This is a genomic window from Ruegeria sp. AA3 (assembly GCF_056542905.1).
In genome coordinates this window covers 231,892-256,490 of the sequence record NZ_JBQGAQ010000003.1, presented here as the reverse complement: position 1 = coordinate 256,490, position 24,599 = coordinate 231,892, and the positions used below count along the sequence as shown (strand labels likewise).

Annotated in this window: 25 protein-coding genes; 9 read left to right on the top strand and 16 right to left on the bottom strand. The window is 57.3% G+C overall.

Features of this window, described 5'->3' with window-relative positions; all coding sequences use genetic code 11:
* Nucleotides 1-103 precede the first annotated feature (103 nt).
* The 5 genes from ACR0JR_RS07840 to ACR0JR_RS07820 all read right to left on the bottom strand — a co-directional run bounded on the left by ACR0JR_RS07840 (nucleotide 104) and on the right by ACR0JR_RS07820 (nucleotide 5,540).
* Nucleotides 104-628, bottom strand: a complete 525-nt coding sequence (locus tag ACR0JR_RS07840; protein WP_480455688.1) for a DUF2478 domain-containing protein — start codon at nucleotides 626-628, stop codon at nucleotides 104-106.
* A gap of 72 nt (nucleotides 629-700) precedes the next feature.
* A complete protein-coding gene (locus tag ACR0JR_RS07835; RefSeq protein ID WP_480455687.1) occupies nucleotides 701-1,366 on the bottom strand; it encodes an NnrU family protein in 666 nt (221 codons plus the stop codon).
* Between the two features lie 103 nt (nucleotides 1,367-1,469).
* Nucleotides 1,470-3,533 (bottom strand): ABC transporter permease, encoded by a 2,064-nt coding sequence (locus ACR0JR_RS07830; RefSeq protein WP_480455686.1) that lies wholly within the window; start codon nucleotides 3,531-3,533, stop codon nucleotides 1,470-1,472.
* On the bottom strand, nucleotides 3,530-4,579 hold the full coding sequence (locus ACR0JR_RS07825; protein WP_480455685.1) for a quaternary amine ABC transporter ATP-binding protein: 1,050 nt from the start codon (nucleotides 4,577-4,579) through the stop codon (nucleotides 3,530-3,532). Before ACR0JR_RS07825 ends, ACR0JR_RS07830 begins: the two co-directional genes overlap by 4 nt.
* Before the next feature lie 10 nt (nucleotides 4,580-4,589).
* The gene (locus ACR0JR_RS07820) at nucleotides 4,590-5,540 is read right to left on the bottom strand and encodes an ABC transporter substrate-binding protein (protein ID WP_170472466.1); all 951 of its coding nucleotides are present in this window, start codon (nucleotides 5,538-5,540) and stop codon (nucleotides 4,590-4,592) included.
* Between the two features lie 337 nt (nucleotides 5,541-5,877).
* Between ACR0JR_RS07820 and ACR0JR_RS07815 the strand changes: the two genes are divergently transcribed.
* A complete protein-coding gene (locus tag ACR0JR_RS07815; protein WP_170779738.1) occupies nucleotides 5,878-6,540 on the top strand; it encodes a DNA-3-methyladenine glycosylase I in 663 nt (220 codons plus the stop codon).
* A 42-nt stretch (nucleotides 6,541-6,582) separates the two neighbouring features.
* Nucleotides 6,583-7,269, top strand: a complete 687-nt coding sequence (locus ACR0JR_RS07810) for a hypothetical protein (protein WP_480455684.1) — start codon at nucleotides 6,583-6,585, stop codon at nucleotides 7,267-7,269.
* A gap of 5 nt (nucleotides 7,270-7,274) precedes the next feature.
* Here ACR0JR_RS07810 and ACR0JR_RS07805 read toward each other — a convergent pair whose 3' ends face one another.
* Nucleotides 7,275-7,682 (bottom strand): cytochrome c, encoded by a 408-nt coding sequence (locus ACR0JR_RS07805; RefSeq protein WP_170779734.1) that lies wholly within the window; start codon nucleotides 7,680-7,682, stop codon nucleotides 7,275-7,277.
* Nucleotides 7,683-7,779: 97 nt separating this feature from the next.
* Between ACR0JR_RS07805 and ACR0JR_RS07800 the strand changes: the two genes are divergently transcribed.
* Nucleotides 7,780-8,217 (top strand): DMT family transporter, encoded by a 438-nt coding sequence (locus ACR0JR_RS07800; RefSeq protein WP_480455683.1) that lies wholly within the window; start codon nucleotides 7,780-7,782, stop codon nucleotides 8,215-8,217.
* Here ACR0JR_RS07800 and ACR0JR_RS07795 read toward each other — a convergent pair.
* A complete protein-coding gene (locus ACR0JR_RS07795) occupies nucleotides 8,201-8,887 on the bottom strand; it encodes an ABC transporter ATP-binding protein (RefSeq protein WP_170540864.1) in 687 nt (228 codons plus the stop codon). The genes ACR0JR_RS07800 and ACR0JR_RS07795 overlap by 17 nt on opposite strands.
* Nucleotides 8,880-10,166, bottom strand: a complete 1,287-nt coding sequence (locus ACR0JR_RS07790; RefSeq protein WP_480455682.1) for a lipoprotein-releasing ABC transporter permease subunit — start codon at nucleotides 10,164-10,166, stop codon at nucleotides 8,880-8,882. The genes ACR0JR_RS07795 and ACR0JR_RS07790 overlap by 8 nt, the downstream gene beginning before the upstream one ends.
* Before the next feature lie 390 nt (nucleotides 10,167-10,556).
* Here ACR0JR_RS07790 and ACR0JR_RS07785 point away from each other — a divergent pair, with 390 nt between their 5' ends.
* Nucleotides 10,557-10,913, top strand: coding sequence for a hypothetical protein (locus ACR0JR_RS07785; RefSeq protein WP_170540871.1), 357 nt, complete (start codon nucleotides 10,557-10,559; stop codon nucleotides 10,911-10,913).
* A gap of 29 nt (nucleotides 10,914-10,942) precedes the next feature.
* Here ACR0JR_RS07785 and proS read toward each other — a convergent pair whose 3' ends face one another.
* A complete protein-coding gene (gene proS, locus ACR0JR_RS07780) occupies nucleotides 10,943-12,283 on the bottom strand; it encodes a proline--tRNA ligase (RefSeq protein ID WP_480455681.1) in 1,341 nt (446 codons plus the stop codon).
* Nucleotides 12,284-12,416: 133 nt separating this feature from the next.
* Here proS and ACR0JR_RS07775 point away from each other — a divergent pair, with 133 nt between their 5' ends.
* The 5 genes from ACR0JR_RS07775 to ACR0JR_RS07755 all read left to right on the top strand — a co-directional run bounded on the left by ACR0JR_RS07775 (nucleotide 12,417) and on the right by ACR0JR_RS07755 (nucleotide 18,236).
* On the top strand, nucleotides 12,417-13,814 hold the full coding sequence (locus ACR0JR_RS07775; RefSeq protein WP_480455680.1) for an FAD-dependent oxidoreductase: 1,398 nt from the start codon (nucleotides 12,417-12,419) through the stop codon (nucleotides 13,812-13,814).
* The gene (locus tag ACR0JR_RS07770) at nucleotides 13,814-14,788 is read left to right on the top strand and encodes an isopenicillin N synthase family dioxygenase (protein ID WP_480455679.1); all 975 of its coding nucleotides are present in this window, start codon (nucleotides 13,814-13,816) and stop codon (nucleotides 14,786-14,788) included. The genes ACR0JR_RS07775 and ACR0JR_RS07770 overlap by 1 nt, the downstream gene beginning before the upstream one ends.
* Nucleotides 14,789-14,878: 90 nt before the next feature.
* On the top strand, nucleotides 14,879-15,952 hold the full coding sequence (locus ACR0JR_RS07765) for an AI-2E family transporter (RefSeq protein WP_170473373.1): 1,074 nt from the start codon (nucleotides 14,879-14,881) through the stop codon (nucleotides 15,950-15,952).
* A complete protein-coding gene (locus tag ACR0JR_RS07760; RefSeq protein WP_480455677.1) occupies nucleotides 15,953-16,642 on the top strand; it encodes a P-loop NTPase family protein in 690 nt (229 codons plus the stop codon).
* A 49-nt stretch (nucleotides 16,643-16,691) separates the two neighbouring features.
* Nucleotides 16,692-18,236, top strand: coding sequence for a Ppx/GppA family phosphatase (locus ACR0JR_RS07755; RefSeq protein ID WP_480455812.1), 1,545 nt, complete (start codon nucleotides 16,692-16,694; stop codon nucleotides 18,234-18,236).
* Here ACR0JR_RS07755 and ACR0JR_RS07750 read toward each other — a convergent pair whose 3' ends face one another.
* The 7 genes from ACR0JR_RS07750 to ACR0JR_RS07720 all read right to left on the bottom strand — a co-directional run bounded on the left by ACR0JR_RS07750 (nucleotide 18,237) and on the right by ACR0JR_RS07720 (nucleotide 24,515).
* A complete protein-coding gene (locus ACR0JR_RS07750) occupies nucleotides 18,237-18,611 on the bottom strand; it encodes a hypothetical protein (RefSeq protein WP_480455676.1) in 375 nt (124 codons plus the stop codon). It abuts the gene before it with no gap.
* A 37-nt stretch (nucleotides 18,612-18,648) separates the two neighbouring features.
* Nucleotides 18,649-19,650: an endonuclease/exonuclease/phosphatase family protein gene (locus ACR0JR_RS07745; RefSeq protein WP_480455675.1), complete on the bottom strand. Its 1,002-nt coding sequence runs from the start codon at nucleotides 19,648-19,650 to the stop codon at nucleotides 18,649-18,651.
* Nucleotides 19,651-19,653: 3 nt separating this feature from the next.
* Entirely contained in the window at nucleotides 19,654-20,334 is a 681-nt protein-coding gene (locus ACR0JR_RS07740; RefSeq protein ID WP_170472498.1) for a molecular chaperone DjiA, read from the bottom strand.
* A gap of 9 nt (nucleotides 20,335-20,343) precedes the next feature.
* Complete coding sequence (locus ACR0JR_RS07735; protein ID WP_480455674.1) at nucleotides 20,344-20,868, bottom strand: N-acetyltransferase family protein; 525 nt, start codon at nucleotides 20,866-20,868, stop codon at nucleotides 20,344-20,346.
* Nucleotides 20,865-21,467, bottom strand: a complete 603-nt coding sequence (locus tag ACR0JR_RS07730; protein ID WP_170779706.1) for a VOC family protein — start codon at nucleotides 21,465-21,467, stop codon at nucleotides 20,865-20,867. The genes ACR0JR_RS07735 and ACR0JR_RS07730 overlap by 4 nt, the downstream gene beginning before the upstream one ends.
* Before the next feature lie 109 nt (nucleotides 21,468-21,576).
* Nucleotides 21,577-23,703 carry a methylmalonyl-CoA mutase gene (gene scpA / locus ACR0JR_RS07725; protein WP_480455673.1) on the bottom strand — a complete coding sequence of 709 codons (2,127 nt, stop codon included), beginning with the start codon at nucleotides 23,701-23,703 and terminating at the stop codon, nucleotides 21,577-21,579.
* A complete protein-coding gene (locus ACR0JR_RS07720) occupies nucleotides 23,700-24,515 on the bottom strand; it encodes a hypothetical protein (protein WP_480455671.1) in 816 nt (271 codons plus the stop codon). The genes scpA and ACR0JR_RS07720 overlap by 4 nt, the downstream gene beginning before the upstream one ends.
* Nucleotides 24,516-24,599: the final 84 nt, after the last annotated feature.

Sequence of the window (24,599 nt, the reverse complement as noted above, 5' to 3'; positions counted from 1 at the left end):
CGGATTGCTTCCTCGCCGAAGCTAGACCCGATGCAGTCAGACATGTCCAGTTTTTTCACATTCTCGTGTCGAATGCGGCTTAACGACCGCCCATGATGGACAGTCAGGCTGTGCGCTGCGTTTCAGGCTGGTTCAGACCGTCAAGCCAATCAGTCAGGCGACCGAGGTCCGGTTCGAGCGCTTCGGCCATCCCGCCCGCGAACTCCTGAAACCGTTCTATATTCAGTTTGTTGAGCCCTACCAGGACCGGTATCCCACGTCCCAACGCGTCCGCTATGAGAGGGCGAAAGCCGCGCCCGTCGGCCTCATGCTTGCCGAACTTGTTGATAATCAGCAACTGAGGAGCGTTATCCAGAGATTGCGTCACCAATCCGACAGCGCGTTCCAACTCGGCCGGGTCCAGACGACACCCACGCGCATTTTTACCCAGCGATTGCGAGATGCGAATGGTTTCTCCGGTCGGCAACACCTTAAGGTCCATATCGCATTTGTAACCTTCGGCGCATTCGGTGTTGGTTTGCACCACACCCGACAACGCGGTGCCCGCATCTGTCAGCGCCTCGGCAAAAGTGCTGAGCAGGCGATCGGTGGCACCGCGATCGGTGGTTGTGACATAGGCGAGATGCATTTGGAGACCTCAAGACTTCGAATGGTGACAGATCAGATAGCACGAGCCGGGCGGTTCGGCCACTCCTCTGTTTTACGGCATCGGCGAGAGCCCGATCACAGCTTCGTGCAGATGGAAGATAACTGCGTACGCAGCGAAAGCGGCAAGCCAGACCCAAAAGCGTGGCCATGGACGAGGCACGCGCAAGGAGATACGCGCGGTATTTCGAGATAGGCGATGCCAATCCGACCCCATGTAACGGGCTGTGCGGCGGTCGATCAGAACCATTCCCATCGCAGCGAAGCCCGCGAACAATCCGAACAGGATGACATGTGACAGACTGCCATTTGCCAGTAGGTGGGCAACGGCCCAAAGCATCAGCGCCACTAAGATCGGATGGCGCGTAGTGAGCAGGATGCCGGGGGATTCTGGATCAAAGGAACGATGCCCTAATCCTCCAAAAGAAAATGGGTTCTGGATCGAGAGGCCCGCAATGGCCAGCCAACAGACTATCGGCATAACGAGAAGTGGCGCCCAACGGAAGATGGTGAGCGGCGGAATGACCTCGAGATATGGTGCATTGGCAGCGGCGACGATCAGCCAGCCCAATACCACAAGCGAGATCAGTGAGTAGGCAGCGAAGTACCCTGTGCGCCCGAGTGTGCCTATCAGCCAGCCGCGCACCGCTGGCCGCGCCGGGATCATGTGGCTGAGCAGAAAGGTCACGAGTGCTGCGAGGAAATAGCCCCAACCGGTCATTTTTATCTCCGAACATGTCGCACCCGGATTACGTCGTGATCACGTGTGGGTCTTTGTCCGAAATCAAGTGCGGCATGGGGCGGTTGCCCGCCCCAGCCCTGTCTTAGAGGCCCAGCGCCTTGCGGCGTTCTTCGGCAAAGCCCTGCACCATGCGATCGGCGATCAGCGCGAGGATAGCCATCGCCGCCCCAGCCGAGATGCCAAGCCCCACATCAGCCTGCCCCAGTGCCAGATAGATCGACTGACCCAGACCGGTCGTGCCGATCAATGCGGCGATCACCAACATGGCAAAGGCATAAAGGATGGTCTGGTTCAAACCCAGCAGGATGGTCGGTGCAGCATAAGGCGCGCGAACATCGCGCATGATCTGCCACTCAGTCGCGCCGCTGGAGATCGCGGCCTCCATCATTTCCTCGGGCGTGTTGACCAGCCCGTGCCGCGTGTAGCGGATCATCGGGACAATCGCATAAGCACAGATCGCAAGGAAAGCCGAGAACTCTCCTATCTGGAACACCATCAGGACCGGGATCAGGAACACGAAAAGCGGGATCGTCTGCAGCATATCGCAGATCGGGCGCACAACGGTCCAGACCGGAGACCAGACCGCACTGGCCAGCCCGATCAGACCGCCAAGCAAGGCGCAGAAGAACACCGCAGCACCGCTGAGGTAGAGCGACAGCAAGGCGCGTTCCCACAGGCCTGAGACAAGGATGGTGCAGAGCAGACCCACCGACAACGCCGCCAGACGCCAGCCACCTGCGACCCAGCCCAGTGCGGCAGCCCCGGTCAGAACAAAGGGCCATGGCAGGTTGGCGATGCCGGTTTCCAGCATGCCGATCAGGATCAAAACCACCAGCCCTCCGGTCAGGTACCCGCGCCAAGCCATCAGCAGCGCGATTGCGGCCCCAGCGGCGAAGAGACCCAAGCTCATGTTGGGGGTCCACTGGAATCCCCATGTGAAAGGCAGCACCGCCTGATCCAGCCCGATCCGCAGCGGCAGCAGCACATAGAACAGTGAGTTGTTCTTGAGCGCATCCAGCCACGGCCCGTTGGCCTGCGTGAACGCGGTCAGGCCGCTGTCGATGGCCCCGGCCATCGGGTCCAGCACGGTTAGCTCGGACGGGTTCGGCAGCCACGCCCAGAAGGCAGCGGTGAACAGCACCGCAAAGCCCAGCATCGCCCAGACAACGCGGCTGTCATAGCGCTTGCGTTCGGTCGCCAGAGTGCCACTCATCCGGTCGATCACGACAGCGAAGACGACGATGACCAGACCAGCCATCAGGGATTCGCCGAACTGCGCCTTGCGCATGGTCAGCAGAACCTCCCAGCCGATGTCGTTGAAGCCACCGATGACGGCGGCGATGATCACCATCGACAGGGCCGCCATCAGGCATTGGTTCACACCGACCATGATCTGCGTGGTGGCCGCCGGAATCTCGACCTGAAATAGTTGCTGCAGGCGGGTGCCGCCGGACATGATGGCGGCTTCCTTGATCTCGGATTCCACCCGTTCCAGTCCTAGCATCACGTTGCGCGCCATCGGCGGCGCCGCATAGATGGCCGAGGCGATCAGGCCAACCACTGGACCAAAGCCAAACAGCAGCAGCAGCGGCGTCAGATAGGCGAATGTCGGTACCGTCTGCATGATGTCCAGCACCGCCTGCACGAATGACTTCACCCGCGGCACCTCATTGGCGAGGATGCCGATCGCGCCGCCCATAATCAGCGCCACGGGCACGGACACGGCGACGAGGGCGAGCGTGTTCATGCTCTCGGCCCAATAGCCCGAGGCCAGAACGAAGCTGAGGCCGATAAAGCCCAGCGCCGCCATGGGCAAGCCACCCAGATACCAGCCCAGAGCGGTGACGATACCGATGAGGATCGGCCACGGGGTGTTCCCGAGCACATAGTTGGCAGCATTCATCGGATAGGTCATCAGGTCCGAAAACAGCCGCATGGCCGGTTTGATGCCGTTCAGAAACCAATCCAGAAATGCCCCAACCCATTGAGTTGCGGGCAATTCCCACGCGGCGGGCCATTTGACCAGCCACGGGACGACGCCTTCCAGCGCAAGGCAGACCGCGCCGACGATCACTGTAATCAGCGCAGCTTGCGCCCCGGCTGTCAGGCGAACCTGTTGCGCGGGAGTGTCCGTCACCGCGGTCATGTCTCATCCACCTGCAAGGCTGCAGCCAAATCAGACGGATGCACGGTGCCGACAATATTGCCGTCTGCATCGCGCACGGGCACGGGTTCATAAAGCTCCATGCAATGCGCAAGTGCTGCATCCAATGTCATTGATGTGGTCAGGCCCGGATCATCTGGCCCACATTCCCCATCATCGCGCATGACCGAGGCGACCTTGGCGTGCTGACCTTTGGCCACGTCCTTCGAGAATTCGCGCACATAGTCGTCCACCGGGCGCAGCACGATGTCCGTTGGTGTGCCGATCTGTACGATCTTGCCATCGCGCATGATGGCGATGCGGTCGGCCAGCTTCAGAGCCTCTTGGATATCATGAGTGATAAAGACGATCGACTTTTTCAACGTCGCCTGAATACGCAGGAACTCATCCTGCAGCTGACGGCGGATCAATGGGTCGAGCGCCGAGAACGGCTCGTCCAGAAACCAAATGTCCGGATTCACGGCAAGACTGCGCGCGATCCCCACACGCTGGCGTTGGCCGCCTGAAAGCTGCCGGGGGAAACTGTCTTCGCGCCCTTCCAGACCGACCAGAGAGATCACTTCTTGCGCGCGCGCCAAACGTTCTTTTTTACTCACCCCCTGAACCCGCAGCGGGTATGCTACGTTTTCAGCCACAGTCATATGTGGAAACAAGCCGAAATGCTGGAACACCATGCCTAGCTTTTTGCGCCGAAGATCGGTCAGCACCTTCTTGGATGCACCGATAACGTTCTCGCCATCCACGCGGATTTCCCCGCCCGTACCAGGCAACAGTTGCGAGATGCAGCGGATCAGCGTCGATTTGCCCGAACCCGAAAGCCCCATGATGACGAATAGCTCGCCTTCGCGAACTTCGAAATTGGCGTCTTGAACAGCGGGAATAAACCCGTGTTCCCGAAGATCAGTTGCGGCTTTGTCGGCGTCATTCCCTGACCGAGACAGCGCGTCGGTCAGAGCTTTCTCAGCGCCGGGGCCAAAAACCTGCCAGAGATTCTGGCAGGCAATGGCTGGCGTATTGGCGTCAGTCACTAAAGCGGGCTCACTTGGTTGCCGCGTCAACCACAGGACGCCACTTGCCTTCGTTCTCGGCCATCCATGCAGCGACCACCTCTTCGACTGCACCGCCATCTACGTCTATCGCACCCATCATTGGCTGCTGGTCTTCGACCGCCAGTTGATAGTTGGTCAGGATTTCATAGGCTGCAGGCCACTTCTCTTCCATGCCGCTCCAACCGGCCTTGAAGATGCGGGACGGTGAGAAGTCGCAATCGTTCACCGCATTTGGGTTCGGGCCCCAGGACGGATCGTTAAAGCACGCCTCTTCGCCCGCAGGCAGTTCAACAAACTGCACATCATAGGCCGACATCGCCCAGTGCGGCTGCCAGAAGGTGATCAGCAGCGGCGACTTGCGCTCGGTCGAGGCGCGCAATTCCGCGATCAGAGCACCTTCAGAACCTGCAGGAACCGCTTTGAACGGCAGTTCAAGACCGGTCATGCGGTCCGCGCCAGGTGTGCCCCAATCCGCAGGATAGTCGACCAGGCGACCACCAGGCAGTGTTTCGGCAGTGGCGAAGACCTGCGCGCAGTCTTTCAACGCCTCCCACGCAGGCAGGCCCGGGCACAGCTCGGCGACGTGCGCAGGGTAGGCAATACCTTCTTTCGCATCGAGGCCCAGATCGCCAATTTCGACAACAGTGCCTTCGTCAATCTTCTTGGCATACTCGTCTGACACGTTAGAGGACCAGATTTCCAGCGTCGCATCGATGTCGCCATCGGCCAGTGCCTGGAACTGGTTCATCATGCCGGCGGTCACATATTCCACGTTATAACCTGCAGCCTTCAGCATCTCGCCTGCCACATGCGTGGTAACGTGCTGACCAGTCCATTCATTGATTGCCAGCTTGATCGGTTCATCCACAGCGCCCATGTCTGCCGCATGGGCTGAACTGGCGACCAAGATAGCTAACGCGCTTACGCTAAGCTTTTTCATTGTTTTGGCTCCCTGTCTTTTTCATTTGCCTTTTTTGAGCTTTTTACAGCCCATCCAGTATTTCCTCGTTCACGGTGCGATCGAAACATGCACAATTCTGGTCGAAATTGAACAGGCAGTTGTTGTTTTTAGCCAGATCATCCGCCCCCGCCAATACTAACTATCGCTCCGGCCCCTTTCCGTCCGGTGTTACCCATACGCCGCACCCTTCATACCACAAAGTGAAAGAACTTGATTGACTAGTCAATAAAAACATCTCGGTTTTTCGGATTGCGCACTGGTTTTTACTTGCCAAACGAACAGGATGTATCAGCATTTGCGCAACGGAGGGCCTAAGATGCGTCACTTTGATGAAATCTATGAGCTGGCAGCAGACCGCCATAGTGGACCCGAAGCGCTGGAAAACAAGCTAACCAAACCAACCCCCCTAAATGAACTGGCGGAGATGGCTGATGACCGTTGGTTATCGATAATCACGAAAACGATTTTTCAGGCCGGGTTTAACTGGAAAGTGATCGAGGCAAAGTGGGACGGGTTTGAAACAGCCTTTGACGGCTTCGACCTCGGTCGTTGTGCATTCATGGATGATGAAAAGTTCGACGCCCTGCTCCAAGATACTCGCATCGTACGAAACGGCACAAAAATCGCTGCCGTTCGGGACAATGCGGCCTTTCTTCTGGAACTCCGCTCCGAGGGTGGCGTTGGTCAAACTTTGGGCGGTTGGCCGTCACAGGACTACGTCGGATTGCTGCAGATGCTGGCCAATCGCGGATCGCGACTCGGCGGTGCATCAGCCCAATACGCCATGCGATTTGCTGGCCGGGATAGTTTTATTCTGTCACGCGACGTGACGGCTCGTTTGGTTGCCGAGGGCATCATCGACAAACCCGCGACTTCCAAAAAAGCCATGGCTGCGGTGCAAACCGCTTTCAACACTTGGATGGAACAATCCGGGCGTTCGCTTACAGAAATAAGCCGGGTTTTGGCGATGAGCCTTTGAAAACGGCTTGCAGAGCCAAGCTTCCACATTAGGCTTGTTGATATGCTCCGCACCCTGATGATTTCTGCTCTGTTTCTGTTTGCTTCCTGTGGCCGCCCCCTTACCGATCAGGAACGCACCTTCGCTGGCAAAATTCATGGCGAAACGCTGAACCTTGACCGCGTGCGCTTGGTCGAGGGCGCGCCGGTTGCCGCAGTTACTTTTACCCGCAAAGCCCGCCCTCGGGTCGCTTGTCGAGAGCGGATTTTGCCACCCATCAAAGAGGAAACCGTGACAGGCAAACCGGCGGGTGTTGCCCTGTTTAATCACGTGTACTTTACGAAAGATTGGTATCTGGACGACTACATGAGCCAATACCCTGAACAGATGAACCTGATCGCGGCCATGCTGCTGGCGCATGAACTGACCCATGTCTGGCAATGGCAGAATCGCAAGACGACTGGCTATAACCCGCTGCGCGCAGCGGCTGAGCACGGGCGCCAGAATGATCCGTATCTGTTCGATCTGGATACCTCGCCTGATTTTCTTGCCTATGGGTTTGAACAACAAGGCGCGATTGTCGAAGAATATGTCTGCTGCCGCGCACTCGACCCCGAAGCACCCCGAACCAAACGCCTGCACGATATGTTAAGCGTACATTTCGATGTCTCAAAACTCCCTGGAAACCAGCGCGAAAGCGCTGTGTTGCTGCCTTGGTCGGGCGTGAAAGTGCAAGGTATCTGCCGTTGAGCCTTCTAGCCCTCCTGTAGAGTTTTCAGGAATGCCACCAGATCCACAATCGGCTTGCTGGTCAGAATCGGCTGCCCCTCGGGCGTCTTGATTGCGGTGTCATTCCCTTCGAAATAAGGCCCATATACCGGCATCGGGCTTCCATGGCTGACCAACGGATCGCGTCCATCAATCCGGGCGACCACGCGCGCGGTCGGAAAATCTCCATCAACATCCAGCAGCGCTTTCAGGTTCGTTGGCTGGATCAAGAGCACGCCAGCCATCGGGCCATGCCCGGTTGCGTCCAACCCATGACAGGTCGCGCAGTGATGCTGATACAGCTCGGCCCCAGCCTCGGCATCCTGTGCGAAAACGGGCGACGAAATCGCAGTGAGTACCGACAGCGAGACTAAGCCAAGTATTGATCGGACCATCGCTTTTCTCCTTTCTGCCTGACAATTCCAGACTTGCCCGACGGCCACACTGGCGCAATGATCCAGATCAACGAAATGAGCGCAGGGATACAGGGCCATGACACAATACGCAGCAATAATGCTGGCCGCCGGGATCGGCGTTCCCATCCTTGCCGCCCTGAATGCAGCCTTGGGCCGACTGATCGGATCGCCGACCGCTGCGGCCGTGATTCTGTTCGCGATTGCCTTTGTGTCCTCGGCCCTGGCGCTTTTGATCCTCGGAGGAAGTGAGGCCTTTGCCAAAATCGCACAAGCTCCGCGTCACTTACTGTTGGGCGGCGTACTGATCGCGTTTTACGTGCTATCAATTACCCATGTAGCCCCACATTTCGGAGTGGGGAATGCCGTGTTTTTCGTACTGCTGGGCCAGTTGATCAGCACAGCTGCGATCGACCATTTTGGCCTGTTCGGTGCTCAGGTCACACCGCTGACATTGATACGGGCGGGAGGCATTGCGGTAATGGCGATCGGTGTCGCAATCACTCAGCTGGCTTGAGCACACCGCCTTCCAGCCGCAACATCCGGTCCATCCGCGCCGCCAGATCGAGGTTGTGCGTGGCGATCAGCGCCGATAGCCCTTCGTCCCGCACCAGCGCCATGAGGGCTGCAAAGACCTGATCCGAGGTTTCGGGGTCCAGATTACCGGTCGGCTCATCCGCTAGCAGAACACGGGGCTTATTGGCCAATGCCCTGCAAAAAGCCACGCGCTGTTGTTCTCCGCCCGACAATGCGGCTGGCCGGTGTTCCGCGCGGGCCGAAACGCCAACACGATCGAGCAACTGCATCGCTCGTACCTGCGCCGCTTTTTCGGATGTGCCATTCGCAAGTTGCGGCAGAATGATATTTTCCAGTGCCGTGAATTCGGGAAGCAGGTGGTGAAACTGATAGACGAATCCCACATCACGCCGCCGGATCGCTGTGCGTGTGCGATCCCCTTTGCCCATCGCCCCCTGACCAGCGATTTCAACCTCGCCGGTATCGGGCGTATCCAGAAGACCCGCGATGTGCAGCAGGGTCGACTTCCCTGCGCCTGATGGCGCCACCAGCGCGACCGCCTCCCCGGCGCGCAGCTCCAGATCGGCACCTCGCAACACCTGAATCTCACCTGGCGTGCCTGGAAGATATGTCTTGCTCAGACCGCTGAGCCTTAACGTCACATCATTCATAGCGCAGCGCCTCAACCGGGTTCAGCTGCGCCGCGCGGCGGGCCGGGAAATAGGTAACAAGGAAGGACAGGCCCAACGAAAGACCGATGGCTTTCAAGACATCCGATAAGTGCAACTCGGCAGGCAAGGCATAGATACCGCGAATGGAAGGATCCCAGACGCCGCCACCCATGACGTAGTTCACGAACGAGAATATCGGGTCGATATAGATGGCGAAGAGGCAGCCCAGAATGACGCCCATTGCGGTCCCGATGATGCCCGTGAACGCTCCGCAGATGAAGAACACCCTAAGTACTGACCCTTCGCTAAGGCCAATAGTGCGCAAGATACCGATGTCGCGACCCTTGTTCTTCACCAGCATGATCAAACCCGAAACGATATTCATCGCCGCGATCAACACGAGGATCGAAAGGATGATGAACATAACGTTGTCTTCGACTTCCAATGCCCGCAAAAAACCGCCTGAAGCATCCTGCCAAGTCCATATCTGACTACGCTCTCCAGCTGCCTCGATAATCGGGATCAAGATCGGGGTCAGCTCTTCGGGGCGATCGACCATCACCTCGATCTCATCCGCCACTCCTTCACGGTTGAAGAAGCTCTGCGCCTCGGTGAAGGGCATGTAGACTCGGGTACGATCGATGTCAAAACGCCCGGCCGAAAAGACATAGACCACTTCATAAGCATTCACGCGCGGCGACGTACCAAAGGCGGTTTTCACACCATTGGGCGAAGTCAGCTTCACTCGATCTCCAACAGTCGCCCCGATCGCACGCGCCACGCCCGAGCCGATGGCAATGCCCTTCGGGAATCTGGACAGATCGCCATAGGCTTCTTCGCTTTCAGCAATACCCGACAGATCAGCCAGATCGTCAGGACGCATGCCAAAGACCTGCACGCCAGAGCTGCGGTCAGTATTGGTGATCAACACCTGCCCTTTGACCAGCGGGGCGGCGCGCTCAACCCCGGGCACCTGCGCGATCCGCTCGGCCATACCATCGAAATCGGTGATGGTGCGATCCAGCCGCCCCTGCGCATCAACCTCTCCGGCGGAATAAACGGTGACATGGGCGTTGGCCCCCAGAATGGTGCCCACGAATTCGGAGCGAAAACCAGACCTGACCGCCAACGTGGCGATCAATGCGAACACGGCTAGCGTGATCCCGATCAGCGAGATCCAAGTCATCACACTGACGCCGCCATCCGCACGGCGGGCACGCAGATAACGCCAGGCAATCTTCCATTCAAAAAGAGCGAAGGGCGGTGGTGTTTTGGCCATTCCTGCCTCGGGTTCAGATTTTTCGCGACCCTCTCGACATTTGGTCAGATGGTCAAGCCGGTTATCGCGCGGATGTCCGATTGGCGCTTCTGCAGCCGACGCGGGCATGAAAAGAACAGTCTGAAACGAATCATTCGCACTCAGGTCAGCGCTTCACCGTCGAAGCGAGAATCACCTCCACTTCGATACACCAAAGGTTGTGAACCTCTTCACAGACAAAGGCTTATTGTTTCAGGTATGAAGTCAATGTGAGATATCCGTACCTGACTGGGTCACAATCGCAACATTTGGGCGCGAAATATTGTTTCACAAATTGATAAGTGTAGGAAATTTTGTCACCCTTTTTGTGTGGGGGACACATTTTAAGAGTTTAAGGGCGGAGGTACGCTCATGGGTATTCAAGAACATATGAAAGGCACGGGCCCAATATTAGCCCGTTCGGCAGCAACAGAACTGGATTGTGAAAGCGCAGCTTTGTTGCGCGCGGCAATCAGGCCAATTTTCTTAAGTGCCGCTAGCTGGGCCGGTTTGACTGACATTCTACGAGACAAAGGCTATCGCCTTGCTTTCCGGCAAGGGCGGCTGTGCATTTCAGATCGCGCCACAGACGAACGTATCTGTGGATTGCGGTTTCTTGGCTTTGAACTCGCCGAGCTCGTGCGCCGCTTTGGTCGCCCAATCGTGGTTGCTCGAGGGAGTGAAGCGGACGGCGATATCCTGACCGACCGCCCGACATCAGCAAACTGAGCTAAATCTCAGAAAGTACATCGCCTTGTTCAGGCGATACCCTCGTAGATTTCTGCGATCTTGGTGACAGCTGCCTCGGGGCTCAACTCTTCACTTTCACCGGTTCTGCGACAAGTCAGTTCGACAACACCGTTCTTCAGACCGCGCGGCCCGACAGTGATACGCCAAGGCAGACCGATCAGGTCCATAGTGGCAAACTTGCCCCCTGCCCGTTCTTTCCGATCATCGTAAAGCGGCTCAAGCCCCAGCGCTGTCAGCGCGGCATAGAGATTGTCGCAGGCCGCATCAGCCTCTTCATCACCTTGCTTCAAGTTCACGATACCGCAATGGAACGGCGTCACGCCTTCGGGCCAGATGATGCCCTTGTCGTCATGGCTGGCCTCGATTATCGCACCGATCAGTCGGCTGACGCCGATGCCGTGGCTGCCCATGTGAACTGGAACCGGCTTGCCATCGGGGCCTTGTACGGTTGCACCCATAGCTTCGGAATAGTTCGTGCCGAAATAGAATATCTGACCAACTTCGATCCCACGCGCTATGCGGCGGCGCTCTTCAGGGAGTTGGTTGAACAAAGCCTCGTCGTGGGTCTCGTCGGTGCGGGCGTATTTCGAGGTGAACTCATCCATGATCGCCTGACACTGTTCGCGGCTATCATAGTCGATCTCACGATCGCCGAAGGTCAGATCTGTGACTGCGCTGTCATAGAACACCTCGGACTCGCCGGTATCGGCCAGCACGAGGAATTCATGAGTGTAATCGCCTCCGATAGGTCCGGAATCAGCGCGCATCGGTATGGCTTGCAGGCCCATGCGTTCATAGGTGCGCAGATAGCTGACCAGATGGCGGTTGTAGGCGTGCAACGCGTCTTCTTTGGTCAGATCGAAGTTATAGCCGTCCTTCATGTAGAACTCACGCCCCCGCATCACGCCAAATCGCGGGCGGATTTCGTCGCGGAATTTCCACTGAATCTGATAGAGCGTCAGCGGCAGGTCTTTGTAGCTGCTGACATGGCCGCGGAAGATATCAGTTACCAATTCCTCGGCGGTCGGCGTGTACAGCATATCGCGACCGTGGCGGTCCTGCATCCGCAGCATCTCTTGACCGTAGTCATCATAACGTCCGGATTCGCGCCATAGGTCGGCTGATTGCAGAATCGGCATCTGGATCGCGATATGTCCTGCCCGCGCCTGCTCTTCGTGCACGATGTTTTCCAGCTTGCGCAGAACTTTAAAGCCCAACGGCAACCAGGAATAAATCCCGGCAGCAGCCTGTTTGATCATCCCGGCCCTCAACATCAGCCGGTGGCTGACGATCTGAGCCTCCGAGGGGTTTTCCTTGAGAACGGGCAGAAAGTAACGGCTGAGGCGCATAACGTAACCTTACGGGTGAGAATTTCGCTGCAAGGTGATTATGCCAAAGCCCCGCCGGGGGCAATCACGCAATGGCGTTTTTACGACCCCGCCGCTGTCGGTTTTTCGATTGACCGCAACGCCGGGTTTTTCAATGTTGGCGCAAACGTTCAATCGCGAGGCAACAATGCGAACAATCACCGAACCCGCCCGCCAGATCCCTGTTGTTCACCAGACAGATGTTTTGGTTGTGGGCTCTGGCCCAGCAGGATTGTCCGCTGCGCTTGCCGCCGCACGCGCAGGGGCCGAAGTTTCCTTGATGGACAGGTTCGGTTGCATGGGTGGCAACATTACGGCCGTTGGCGTCGAAGGCTTTGCCTGGTACCGCCACGAACAAACCGTCGAGGCCGGGGGCATCGGCCTGGAATTCGAGACCCGCGCCAAGGAAATGGGCGCAGCCGTGCCCGAAAGCCAATCGCTCAGCTATGAACTGGACAGCGAGGGCTTCAAGCTGGTGGCCGACAAGCTGGTCGAAGAGGCCGGCGTTAATCCGATGCTGCATCGACAATTCGTCGCCCCGATCATGGACGGGGATCGCATCACCGGCGTGATCACCGAATCCAAAGCGGGGCGTGAGGCGATCTTGGCCAAGGTTGTCATCGACGCAACGGGGGATGCGGATGTGGCACATCGCGCAGGAGCCCCGACCCACAAGACACCGCGTGAGGACATGATGGCAGCCTCGGTCATGTTTCATCTGGCCGGCGTTGACAAACGGGCCTTCATGGAAGGTATCAAAGCCGACCCGCAGACTTACAAGGACTGGGGCGGCGGCGGCGAATGGAATATCGAGACCTCTGGCAAAGAGGACGACATGTTCTCGCCCTTCGTCAAGAAACCCTTCCAGCAGGCCATTGATGAGGGCTTAATACCAGCGCATCTGAACACGATCGCCGGCACCTGGGGGGCGATGCACGATACCGGAGAACTGACCTATATGAACCTGATCCATATGGATCAGATCGACGGGACCGACCCAGACAGCCTGACAATTGGCGAGATCGAAGGCCGCCGTCAGACGATGCTGGCCATTGATGCCCTCCGCCGTTTCATGCCGGGCTGCGAAAACGCACGTCTGCGCAATTTCGGCATGACCATCGGCATTCGGGATACGCGCAAGATTGATGCAGTCTACAACATGACCGAAACCGATGCCCGCCATCAGGGCCGGTTCGAGGATTCCATTGGTATTTACCCTGAATTCATCGACGGTTACGGCATTCTGATCTTGCCGACCACGGGGCGATATATGCAGATCCCGTATCGCTCGATGCTGCCCAAAGGGATCAAGGGTTTGTTGGTTGCGGGCCGGTCCCATGGCGCGGATCGGGTCGCACACGCCGCGACGCGCAACATGTCCTGCTGCGCGGTGATGGGTCAGGGCGCAGGGATCGCGGCGGCCTTGTCGCTGAAAAGCAATCAGGAACTCGACAGCATGAACCTTGCGCCTGTGCATCAGGAATTGGAACGCCAAGGCGTGAGAACTACCTAATGGAGCATATTCCAACTATTGATATCAGCCCGCTGACCAATCCCGCCGGACCACAGTATCAGTCAACGGTCGCGCAGATCATGGATGCCTGCACCAGTATCGGGTTTCTGTCGATCACCGGGACAGGCATTTCGTCTGAGCACATTGATCAGGTACGCGGCTGTGTCAGAGCGATCTTTGATATCGAAGAGGCCCGAAAATGGGACCAGGCCATCACTCGCGAAAACTATCGCGGGTACATACCGATGGGTTTCTTCACGCCCAATGACGGCTCGGGCACGGCGGATAAGTACGAAGGGTACAAGCTGCATTTCGAAGCAGCCGAAGATGCCCCGATCCGGGCTGAATGCGCACTTTACGGCCCGAATATCTGGCCCCGAGAGGTGCCGCAGGCGCGTACGGTCATACTGGATTATTGGCAACAGCTTGATGGCGTGACCGATCTTTTGCTCGGTGCCCTAGAGGTTGGCTTAGAGATCCCACCCAACACTCTGCGCGACGCCTTCCGCGACCCGATGACCAACATGACCCTGCTGCATTACCCACCGCAGGCATCAGAAGAACGTGGCTATGGCATACATCCACACAAAGACACCGATGCGCTGACAATAATCGCACCCGATCCGGTCGGCGGGCTTGAGGTACAGACCCGCACCGGAGGCTGGATCACACCGGAATGCCCTCCAGGCGGCTTCGTGGTTAATATCGGCGACATGCTGGAACTATGGTCAGGCGGGCGATTGAAATCGACCCCGCATCGCGTAGTCAATCGATCCGGGCATGAACGCTATTCCTTTCCGTATTTCGCCGTTCCGCGCCACGATGTGGTGGTCGCGCCGCTGCTGCCTGCCCTGACCGGCTTTGATCGCCCCGAGGTGCATTGCGGCCACTGGTCAGCAGAAATCTGGCGCACCAACTGGTCTGATGAACTGGCTACAGGAGATACTCCGGAACTGGGTACACTGACAGACTAGGGCGTAAAAATCGCGCACCATGAACCGCTTGCATCGCCGGGCGTCATGGGCCAAGAACACGGCAATGCTGTGCAAACGAGGGATTGCGCTATGGCCTTGCCGGTGAAGGATCAGCTTAGATACTGGGGCATTGCCACTGTCGTTTTCGTGCTGCTTTTGTACCTGTTGGGTGATGTCTTGCTACCCTTCGTGATCGGTGGTGCGATTGCCTATTTCCTTGATCCCGTTGCGGACCGCCTGGAAAAACTGGGTCTATCGCGAATGGCGGCGACCGCGATCATAACCGTGGTTGGAGTGCTGGGCTTTGTATTGATGATCTTGATGGTCGTTCCGGCCCTGATCACTCAGCTACTGGATCTGATCGATACATTACCTAGCCTTTTCAAGCAACTGCGCGCATTTATTGAACAACAATTCCCCGCTCTTCTGGACCGGGAATCGAACACGCACCAGATGTTGGTGTCTTTCGGCGAAACGCTGAAATCCAAAACTGGAGATGTTTTGCAGACGGTTCTGGCCTCGCTGGGATCGGCCATAAACGTTGTCGTATTGCTGGTCATCGTGCCGGTTGTTGCAGTCTATCTGCTGATGGACTGGGACCGCATGATTGCCCGGATCGGAGAGCTGCTGCCCCGCGATCACGCCCCTACGATCAAGCGGCTGGCGGGTGAGATTGATGCCGTTCTGGCCTCATTCGTGCGCGGAATGGGCACTGTCTGTCTGATCCTTGGTACATATTACGCAGTTGCGCTGATGCTGGTTGGTTTGCAATTCGGCCTGATCGTTGGCTTCATCGCCGGGCTGGTCACGTTCATTCCTTATCTCGGCGCCTTGATCGGAGGCTCTCTGGCCATTGGTCTCGCTCTGTTTCAGTTTTGGGGGGACTGGGCGCATATCGGTTTGGTCGCGGGCATATTTGCCATCGGACAGGTGACCGAGGGCAACTTCCTGACCCCTAAGTTGGTAGGCAGCTCAGTCGGTTTGCACCCCGTCTGGCTGCTGCTGGCGTTGTCAGTCTTCGGCGCACTATTTGGCTTCGTCGGAATGCTGGTCGCAGTTCCAGTTGCTGCAGCCTTGGGTGTTTTGGCCCGGTTCGCGACCGAGCAATATCTGAACAGCCGTCTTTATACCGGGCTTGAAGGGCTCGAACAGGACGACGAATAAATGGCCACTCAGCTAAGCTTTGATCTGCCGTCCAAGACCGCCTTGGGCCGCGAAGACTTCTTTGTCTCGCCCGCCAATGCGTTAGCCGTCGCGATGATCTCAGCGACCTCATGGCCAGGAAACAAGCTGGTGCTAAGCGGCCCGGCAGGATCAGGGAAAACCCACTTGGCCCATGTTTGGGCGGCGGAAACAGGTGGCCGCATCGTGCAGGCCACTGATTTGCGCTACGAAGAGGTTCCCAACCTCGCGCGTACCTCGGTCGCAATCGAGGATGTTCCCCTAGTTGCAGGTGATCCTGAACAGCAAAAAACGCTATTTCACCTGCATAATCTGGTGCTGGCCGAGGGGAACGCCTTGCTTATGACCGGACGTGCCGCGCCAAAGCTATGGCACCTGCCGTTGGCCGATCTGCAAAGTCGTGTGGAAGGGGCGCACCATGTGGCCTTGGAAGCGCCGGATGACGCTCTGTTAGGTGCAGTTCTCGCAAAGCTATTCACTGACCGTCAGCTAAGCCCCGGCCCGGATGTCATCGCGTATCTGGTCAAACACATGGATCGCAGTTTTGAAGCTGCAGCGAAAGTGGTTGACGAATTGGATCGCATTGCACTCGATGAAAAGCGCGATATCACCCGTGCGCTGGCGGTGCGTCTATTGAACACAGAACTCGAACAATCTGATGCCCACGATTGACCCAACACAGGTGATCCCGCATCCTGCGCCCAAAACATCTGGGGACACAATGACACAGACTGCCGAGACCGATTTCCCCGATCACGGGCTGTTTGGAAAGCCCATTTTCGAAGATCCGGGGGCTCGGGCGCTGTCTCGGGTTGGCGTTGTCGATATCGGATCCAACTCGGTCCGCATGGTGATCTTCGATGGTGCAGCGCGCTCTCCGGCTTATTTCTACAACGAAAAGGTCATGTGCGAATTGGGGGCAGGCCTATCCGAAACCGGGCGTCTTAACCCGTTGGGACGTGTACGCGCGCTGGCTGCATTGCATCGCTTCAAATATCTAGCGGAAGACCTCGGGTTACCCACCCTGCACGCCGTCGCCACTGCAGCGGTGCGTGAAGCAAAAGATGGTCGCGATTTCTGTGAGCAGGTAAAAGCGGAAACAGGATTGATCATCAATGTGGTCAATGGCGAAGAAGAAGCCCGCCTGTCAGCGCAAGGCGTATTGTTGGGATGGCCCGGCGCGTATGGTTTGATCTGTGACATCGGAGGTTCGTCAGTCGAACTGGCAGAAATCGGAGGCGGCAAGGTCGGGCGTCGCATGACCTCGCCTTTGGGTCCGCTCAAACTGCGCGATATCAAAGGCGGTCGTCGGGCGCGTAAGACACATATCAAGAAGACTATGGAAGAGATGCGCGATAAGATGGGCCCCCAGCGGGATCGCCTGTTTCTTGTTGGCGGCAGTTGGCGCGCCTTCGCACGCCTTGACATGCTGCGCCGAGGCTACCCGCTAAACGTGCTGCACGAATACCGTATGACTCAGAGTCAAGTTCGCGAGACCATCAAATTCATCGAACAGAATAACGCGGATGAATTGCGCAGTAAGGCTGGTGTATCTGGTTCGCGTATGGCGCTGATCCCTTATGCAATGGATGTGCTTTCCCGCTTGATTCGCACCTTCAAGCCCAAGGACATCGCGATATCCAGCTATGGCATCCGCGAAGGATTACTGTATGAGCAGATGCCGCAACGCCTGCGCGATCGCGACCCGTTGATCGAGGTAAGCCGTTTTGCCGAAGCAAAAGATGCACGCCTGCCCGGGTTCGGAAAACACCTGTTCGATTTTGTCATGCCCCTTTTTCGCTCGGCGCCAGAGCAGCGGGTGCGACTGATCAAAACCGCCTGTCTGCTGCACGACGTCAGTTGGCGCGCGCACCCCGACTACCGAGCCGAGGCCTGTTTCGAATATGTGACCCGTGCCAACATGAGCGGGATCAAACACTCTGAGAGAGTATTTATCGGCCTCGCTTTGCAGCACCGATATCGGAACAAGCGTGAAGGTAGCCGATTTAACAAACTCTATGAGTTGCTGGATGAGCGCGGCCAGGAACAGGCCGAAATTCTGGGTAAAGCGCTTCGCTTTGGCGCAATGCTTTGGATGCAGCATGACGCGGCTATGGGTAAGTTGCGCTACTATCCGAAGAAGCAAAAGCTTGAACTGCGCTTGCCCAAATCAGCAGGTCCATTGTTCAACGAAGTTGCCGAAGCGCGGTTCAACTCATTGGCTAATGCGGTGAATTCTGAACCCAAGGTTATCCTGAGGGGCTGATCAAATATCGGTCAAGCCATCGGATGGAATGTCATCTTGCGGAACCGATTCTTCGGGTCGTTCCTGTGCCGGCTTTTTACGGATGATAATATCGCCGTTGGGCAACATTTCGGGCGTTTCATAGGCCGTCCAATCCTTAACCTCAGTGGCGAGTTCAGCCAGCGCTGGCCCCATCTCCTGCAGGAATGATTGCAATGCCGGGCCGAACTGCTCGGCGAAACCGCGCAAATCCTCGATCGTGGGCTCCATTTCCTGCCGTAGACCTTCCAGAAAAAGCTCGGCACCTCGCTCCATCAAGGACTTGCTGTCCTCTTCAGCATGGGCGGGTATTGCCACCAGTGCGCAGGTTGCGCAGATCTTCAACACATGTCGCATGGTAGAAATATAAGAGGTGGCCGATGCAGTTGAAAGGCTACAGATCTATATCCAGCGTCACAGGAAAGTGGTCGGATGCTGCCAGCAAAGCATCGCGCAATTCGGGAGTACCCCAGCATGCGGCGTCCCGAAATGGATGCCAGATGCGCCAGACCGGGTCATGATCACGCAGATCATTGCTGATCATGATGTAGTCGAGCAGCGCCTCAAGATACCTTCCCTCCTCCCGACGTTCAAAACGCGCCGTAGCCGGTATTGATCCGGGACGCGGGCGATGCGCTTGCGCGGCGTGAGGATCATAAAGCCCTGCCTGCAATAGAATCTCGACCGAAGATCTCCCGAACAGATGCTCAAACTCATCCAGCCCCGGGCCATCGTTCAGATCACCAAGCAAGATAACTGGCTCTTTGGCGTTAATGTGGTGTTCAACGCGTCGCGCCAACCAAACCGCCTGCGCCAGTTGTTTGCGGCGGTTGGCAATGGACAGACGGATCATTTCGTCCCGTGACCCGGCACCATGGGGGGCTTTGGATTTTAGATGTGCCCCTATCAGGCGGAGAGTCGATCCATTGGCGGTCTCGATGGCCAATTCCATTGGCGGTTTCGAGAACTCGACCTGATCTTCGGTGGCATCGACGTCCAGATCAATGCGGAACACGCCATCGAACCGAGGAGCGGCTGGATCACTCAGTTGTCCGACTGGCTCGTGGCGTGCTTTCAAGGCATCCGGATCGAACAACAGAGCCAGTTCCTGATGCGTATCATTGGCAAACCCCATCACTGCATGGGACGTGCGCAGATTGAATGCTTCGGCAAACCGCTGAAGGGCGCGGACGGTATTTTGCGTTTTGCCTGTATTTGGGGCCTCAACGACCAATACAGCATCGGCATCGACGGCGGTCAGAACCTTGGCCACCGCTTCGATCTGCTGCACTTTGGTTATGTCACGCCGCCCTGACCAACTATCGTCGACGACCAGATTATCGTCGCGATCAAACAGATTGGCGAACCATTCGATATTGTAGGTCGCCAGCCGCACCGATCACACCCGAGCGCCGTTTATTTCATCCCAGGCGCGGTTGATATCGATCATCTTTTTCTCGGCCAGACGCACCGCTTCCTCGGGCACGCCTCGTGCCATCATCGCATCGGGATGAGTCTCTCTCACCAACTGCCGCCAGACTTTGCGTATTTCGGGCAGTGGCGCATTCCTCGCAACGCCTAACACTGTGTACGGATCTTTGGGTGCGTCCGGCACAAATCGCGCACGCAAGGCCATGAATTGAGCGTCAGTCTGGCCAAAAATTCGGCTAACCTCTTCAAGAAATTCATTCTCGTTTGGGTGATAGAACCCATCTGCCATAGCGATGTGAAAGAGCCCTTCCATCAAATCGCAAAGCGTGGTGCTGTCTTCCGCAAACATTCCCGCGATCTTGCGCGCGTAATCTTTGTATCCGGCGACGTCGGTTCGGGCCATGTCAAAGACCTTGGCTGCGCCGTCTTCGTCTTCGGGCGCGATCTGGAACACTTCGCGGAAGGCCGTGACCTCATCGCGTGTCACCTGACCATCGGCCTTGGCCATCTTTGCCCCTAGTGCCACAACGGCAATTGCAAACGCGACCGAACGTTCGGGGGGCGTACGCAGCTTTTCAAATACTGCGGTCAGGCTTTCGCCCTGGGCAAGCGCATTAAGCGCATCAGCTATTCTGGTCCAGATCGACATGGCCGCACCCTAGCGCGCCTTTGCGCGACTGTCAGGTGCGACAGATGACTGCGGGGCAAGTATTTTCTGCATCAGAACAAGATCCAAGCGCTGCCCCCATTTAAACCCCACTTCGGGCATATGCCCCACCTGTTTGAAACCGATTGCCGAATGGAAAGCGACGGCTGCTGGGTTGGCCGAGGAAATACCCGCAACCAGAACATGCACATTGTTTGTTTTGGCGATGGCCTCCAAGGCCTGCATTAATGCGCGCCCCGTGCCCTGCCCTCTGGCCTCAGGCGCCAACTGGATCGAATGCTCGCGGCACTGCGCATAACCGGGGCCCGACCGGAATAAGTTATAAGTTGCAAATCCCTCGACCAACCCATCGCGTTCGGCAACTAGAAAAACCGGCCCACGGGTTTCTATCTCTGCGGTCACTTTTTCCACGCTGCGTTCATCGGTGGTGAAAGTGACCAGCGTGTCACGAATGATCGCGTTTGTGATCTCGGTAATCGCGGGTGCGTCGTCGACCGTTGCTTGTCGGATGATCATTCCAGCACGCGCAGCCCATGTGGAGTTTCAATTTCTGCGCGCAATGCTGCCGGACCACTATCAAAAATGACATAATCCAACGCCCCCAAGCCTTTGGCCAGATCGAGAGCATCCGGGTGGCACACGATCAAGCGTTGCAGCTGGCAGCCGCTGTCCTGCAACATTTGTGCAGGATGCAGATCGCCCAGCCACTGGATGAGGGCGGGAAAGAGATTATCAAACGGCAGACGCCCGTTCGGTGGAACCGCCATGCGCCAGCGCAGCGCGCCTCGGTTTAGATCGATGGGCTGACCAACACCGTCAGGAAAAACGGTCAGCGAAGCCTCGATATCGGGAACCTGGCAAATCCAGTTTGTCAGGCGGGGCGATCCGGAGAACCGGTCCAGATCGAACCAGCGCGTCCTATGCGGGTTGGGCGCATCGGGATCGATCGCAATCGCCTCCAGATACAAGCCATCTCGCAGGCCCAACAGGCGGTTATACGTCCCGAATTTCTCGTGCTTGCCGCCATCCTGCAATCGAACACCCAACGCCTGTTCGATATGGTCAGAAGCCTCTTCCAGCGTTTCACCTGCAACAGCCAAATGGTCCAACAACATTAAGACGCTCTCCCAAAAAACATGCGACCAGACAAGAAGTGTCTGGCCGCATGTTTTCCTCAAAGGTTCCGGATCACAAGATTTTTCGTACGAAAAATCTTGGCTCACCTCAGCCTTTGGCTTCACCGATCAAACGCAAGATATCTTGTGCCGCGTCAGGGATGTTCGTTCCCGGACCAAAGATCGCCTTTACACCGTGATCGTAGAGGAACTGGTAATCCTGTTGCGGGATGACGCCACCACAGATGACGATGATGTCTTCGGCCCCGGCCTTTTTCAGTTCTTCAACCAACTGGGGTGCCAACGTCTTATGCCCAGCAGCCTGCGAAGAGATCCCGATCACATGCACATCATTGTCCACCGCGTCCTGCGCGGCTTCTGCGGGGGTCTGAAACAGAGGGCCGACGTCCACGTCAAACCCGATATCAGCAAAGGCGGTGGCAATCACTTTGGCGCCCCGGTCGTGGCCGTCCTGCCCCATCTTGACCACCAGCAGACGCGGGCGACGGCCCTCGGCCTCGGCGAATTCTTCTATCGATTTCTGGATCGCGGCAAAGCCTTCGTCACCTTCATAAGCCGCGCCATAAACACCGGCCAGGGTTTTCACTTCGGCGCGGTGGCGACCGAATTCCTTTTCCATTGCCATGCTGATCTCTCCTACGGATGCACGGGCGCGGGCGGCCTCGACGGCGGCGGCCAGCATGTTACCACCCTCACGGGCAGTGGTGGTCAGCGCGTCCAACGCCTGCTGACATGCTGCTTCGTCACGTGTGGCGCGAATGCGTTCCAACCGCGCCACCTGCGCCTCGCGTACGGCGACATTGTCGACGTCCAAAATGTCGATCGGGTCTTCCTGTTCCTTGCGGTATTTGTTGACGCCAACGATGACCTCTTCGCCCCGGTCGATCATGGCCTGACGACGGGCCGCGCTTTCTTCGATCCGCAGCTTGGGCATGCCAGAAGCAACCGCCTTGGTCATGCCGCCCATCTCCTCGACCTCTTCCATTAAGGCCCAAGCCTTTTCAACCAGTTCATTGGTCAGGCTTTCGACGTAGTAAGAACCCGCCAGCGGATCGACCACATCAGTCACGCCGGTCTCTTCCTGCAGAACCAGCTGGGTGTTTCGCGCAATGCGAGCCGAGAAATCGGTGGGTAACGCAATCGCCTCGTCCAGTGCGTTGGTGTGCAGCGATTGGGTGCCGCCCAGAACCGCGCTCATCGCTTCATAAGCGGTGCGGACCACGTTGTTGTAGGGGTCCTGTTCCTGCAGTGATACGCCGGATGTCTGGCAGTGGGTTCGCAGCATTTTCGACCGTTCGGATTTCGCTCCGAACTCGGTCATTACCCGATGCCAGAGCGTGCGTGCTGCGCGTAGCTTCGCAATCTCCATGAAAAAGTTCATGCCGATAGCAAAGAAGAACGACAGACGGCCCGCAAACTTGTCCACATCCATGCCCGACTGAGTCGCAGCCCGCACATATTCACGGCCATCGGCCAGCGTATAGGCCAGCTCTTGCACCAGGTTCGCCCCGGCCTCTTGCATGTGATAGCCCGAAATCGAGATCGAGTTGAATTTCGGCATCTCGTTCGAGGTGAACTCGATAATGTCCGAGATGATCTTCATCGATGGCTCGGGCGGGTAGATATAAGTGTTGCGCACCATGAACTCTTTCAGAATATCGTTCTGGATGGTGCCCGACAGCACGGCCTTGTCATGCCCCTGCTCTTCTCCCGCAACGATGAAGCTCGCCAGAATAGGGATCACCGCACCGTTCATGGTCATCGAGACCGAAACCTTGTCCAGCGGAATACCGTCGAACAGGATCTTCATATCCTCGACACTGTCGATGGCCACACCGGCCTTGCCGACATCGCCGACAACGCGCGGGTGGTCGCTGTCATAGCCCCGGTGCGTCGCCAGATCGAAAGCCACCGAGACACCCTGCTGACCAGCGGCCAAGTTGCGACGATAGAAGGCGTTCGATTCCTCCGCCGTCGAGAACCCCGCATACTGACGGATGGTCCAGGGACGACCCGCATACATCGTCGCCTTCACCCCACGGGTAAATGGGCCGAAGCCAGGCAGTGACCCCATATGCGGCAGGTCTGCGGTGTCGTCCTGCGTATAGAGCGGTTTGACATCGATGCCTTCAAGAGTTTCCTTGGTCAGATCGTCCAACGGACGCCCGCGCAGTTCTTTTTCGGCCAGCACCTGCCAGTCGTTGGTGTCGGTCATGTCGATTTCCTCTGTTCCAATCGGGGTTCCGCGGGGATGACCCCGCGCGTATCTCTTTCTGTCCGGCAGACAAGCTCGGCCAAGCCGTCTGCGCCGGAGGCAAGCCATTCCAGATCATCCGCATAATCGGACCACAGCTTCATCGCCTGATCTGCGTTTAGGCCGTGAGGGGCAGGATGGGGCGCGGCATTCAGTGAAAGGCCGTCGTTGTCCTCGGGTGCCGCGCGCCCGGTCAAAGCCTCAAGCTGTGCGCGCTGATGGCCCGCAAAATCTTCGAAGGGCAAGACTAGCAGCGGAACGCCGGGAAACGCGCGGCCCATCTCCGTTATCACATTTCGCCAGCTCCGCTTGCTCTGGGTGATACGTTTCCATTTGGCGGGCTCAATCGGCTCACTTCCGCGTTTGAATTTATAGGCTGAAACGGAAGACCAATACATATCCAACGCCCGGATATTCAGAGCCAATTTGCCAACCCCGTCATCAAAGGCCTTCGCGAGCAGCAGACCACGCTCGTGCATGCTGGGATAAAGCGAGGCGAATGCAATATTACGCTCCATAGAACCTACGAAGTTCTCTTGACTTACCAATAGCTGCTTGGCACCCGCACGCCGACACGCATCCAGATCACGGCGTAGCGCGTCACAAACATCTGGCGTCAATTTGTTCAGGCTATTCAAACCGTTGGCACGTGTGCGTTCAGGCCCCCAATAGACCAACCCTTGCTCAGCCAGCGTGTTCTCATTCCTGCTTAGATAGTTTTGAAAGCTGGTGGTTGCGCACCTGTGTGCGCCGCAATGCAGGATGATCTCCATCGCCCTACCCTCCCCACCGAAAGTCTTCAGGAACAACCTGTATTCTCGGCGCTTGGATAGGCGCGGATGAGACGGGATCGAGCC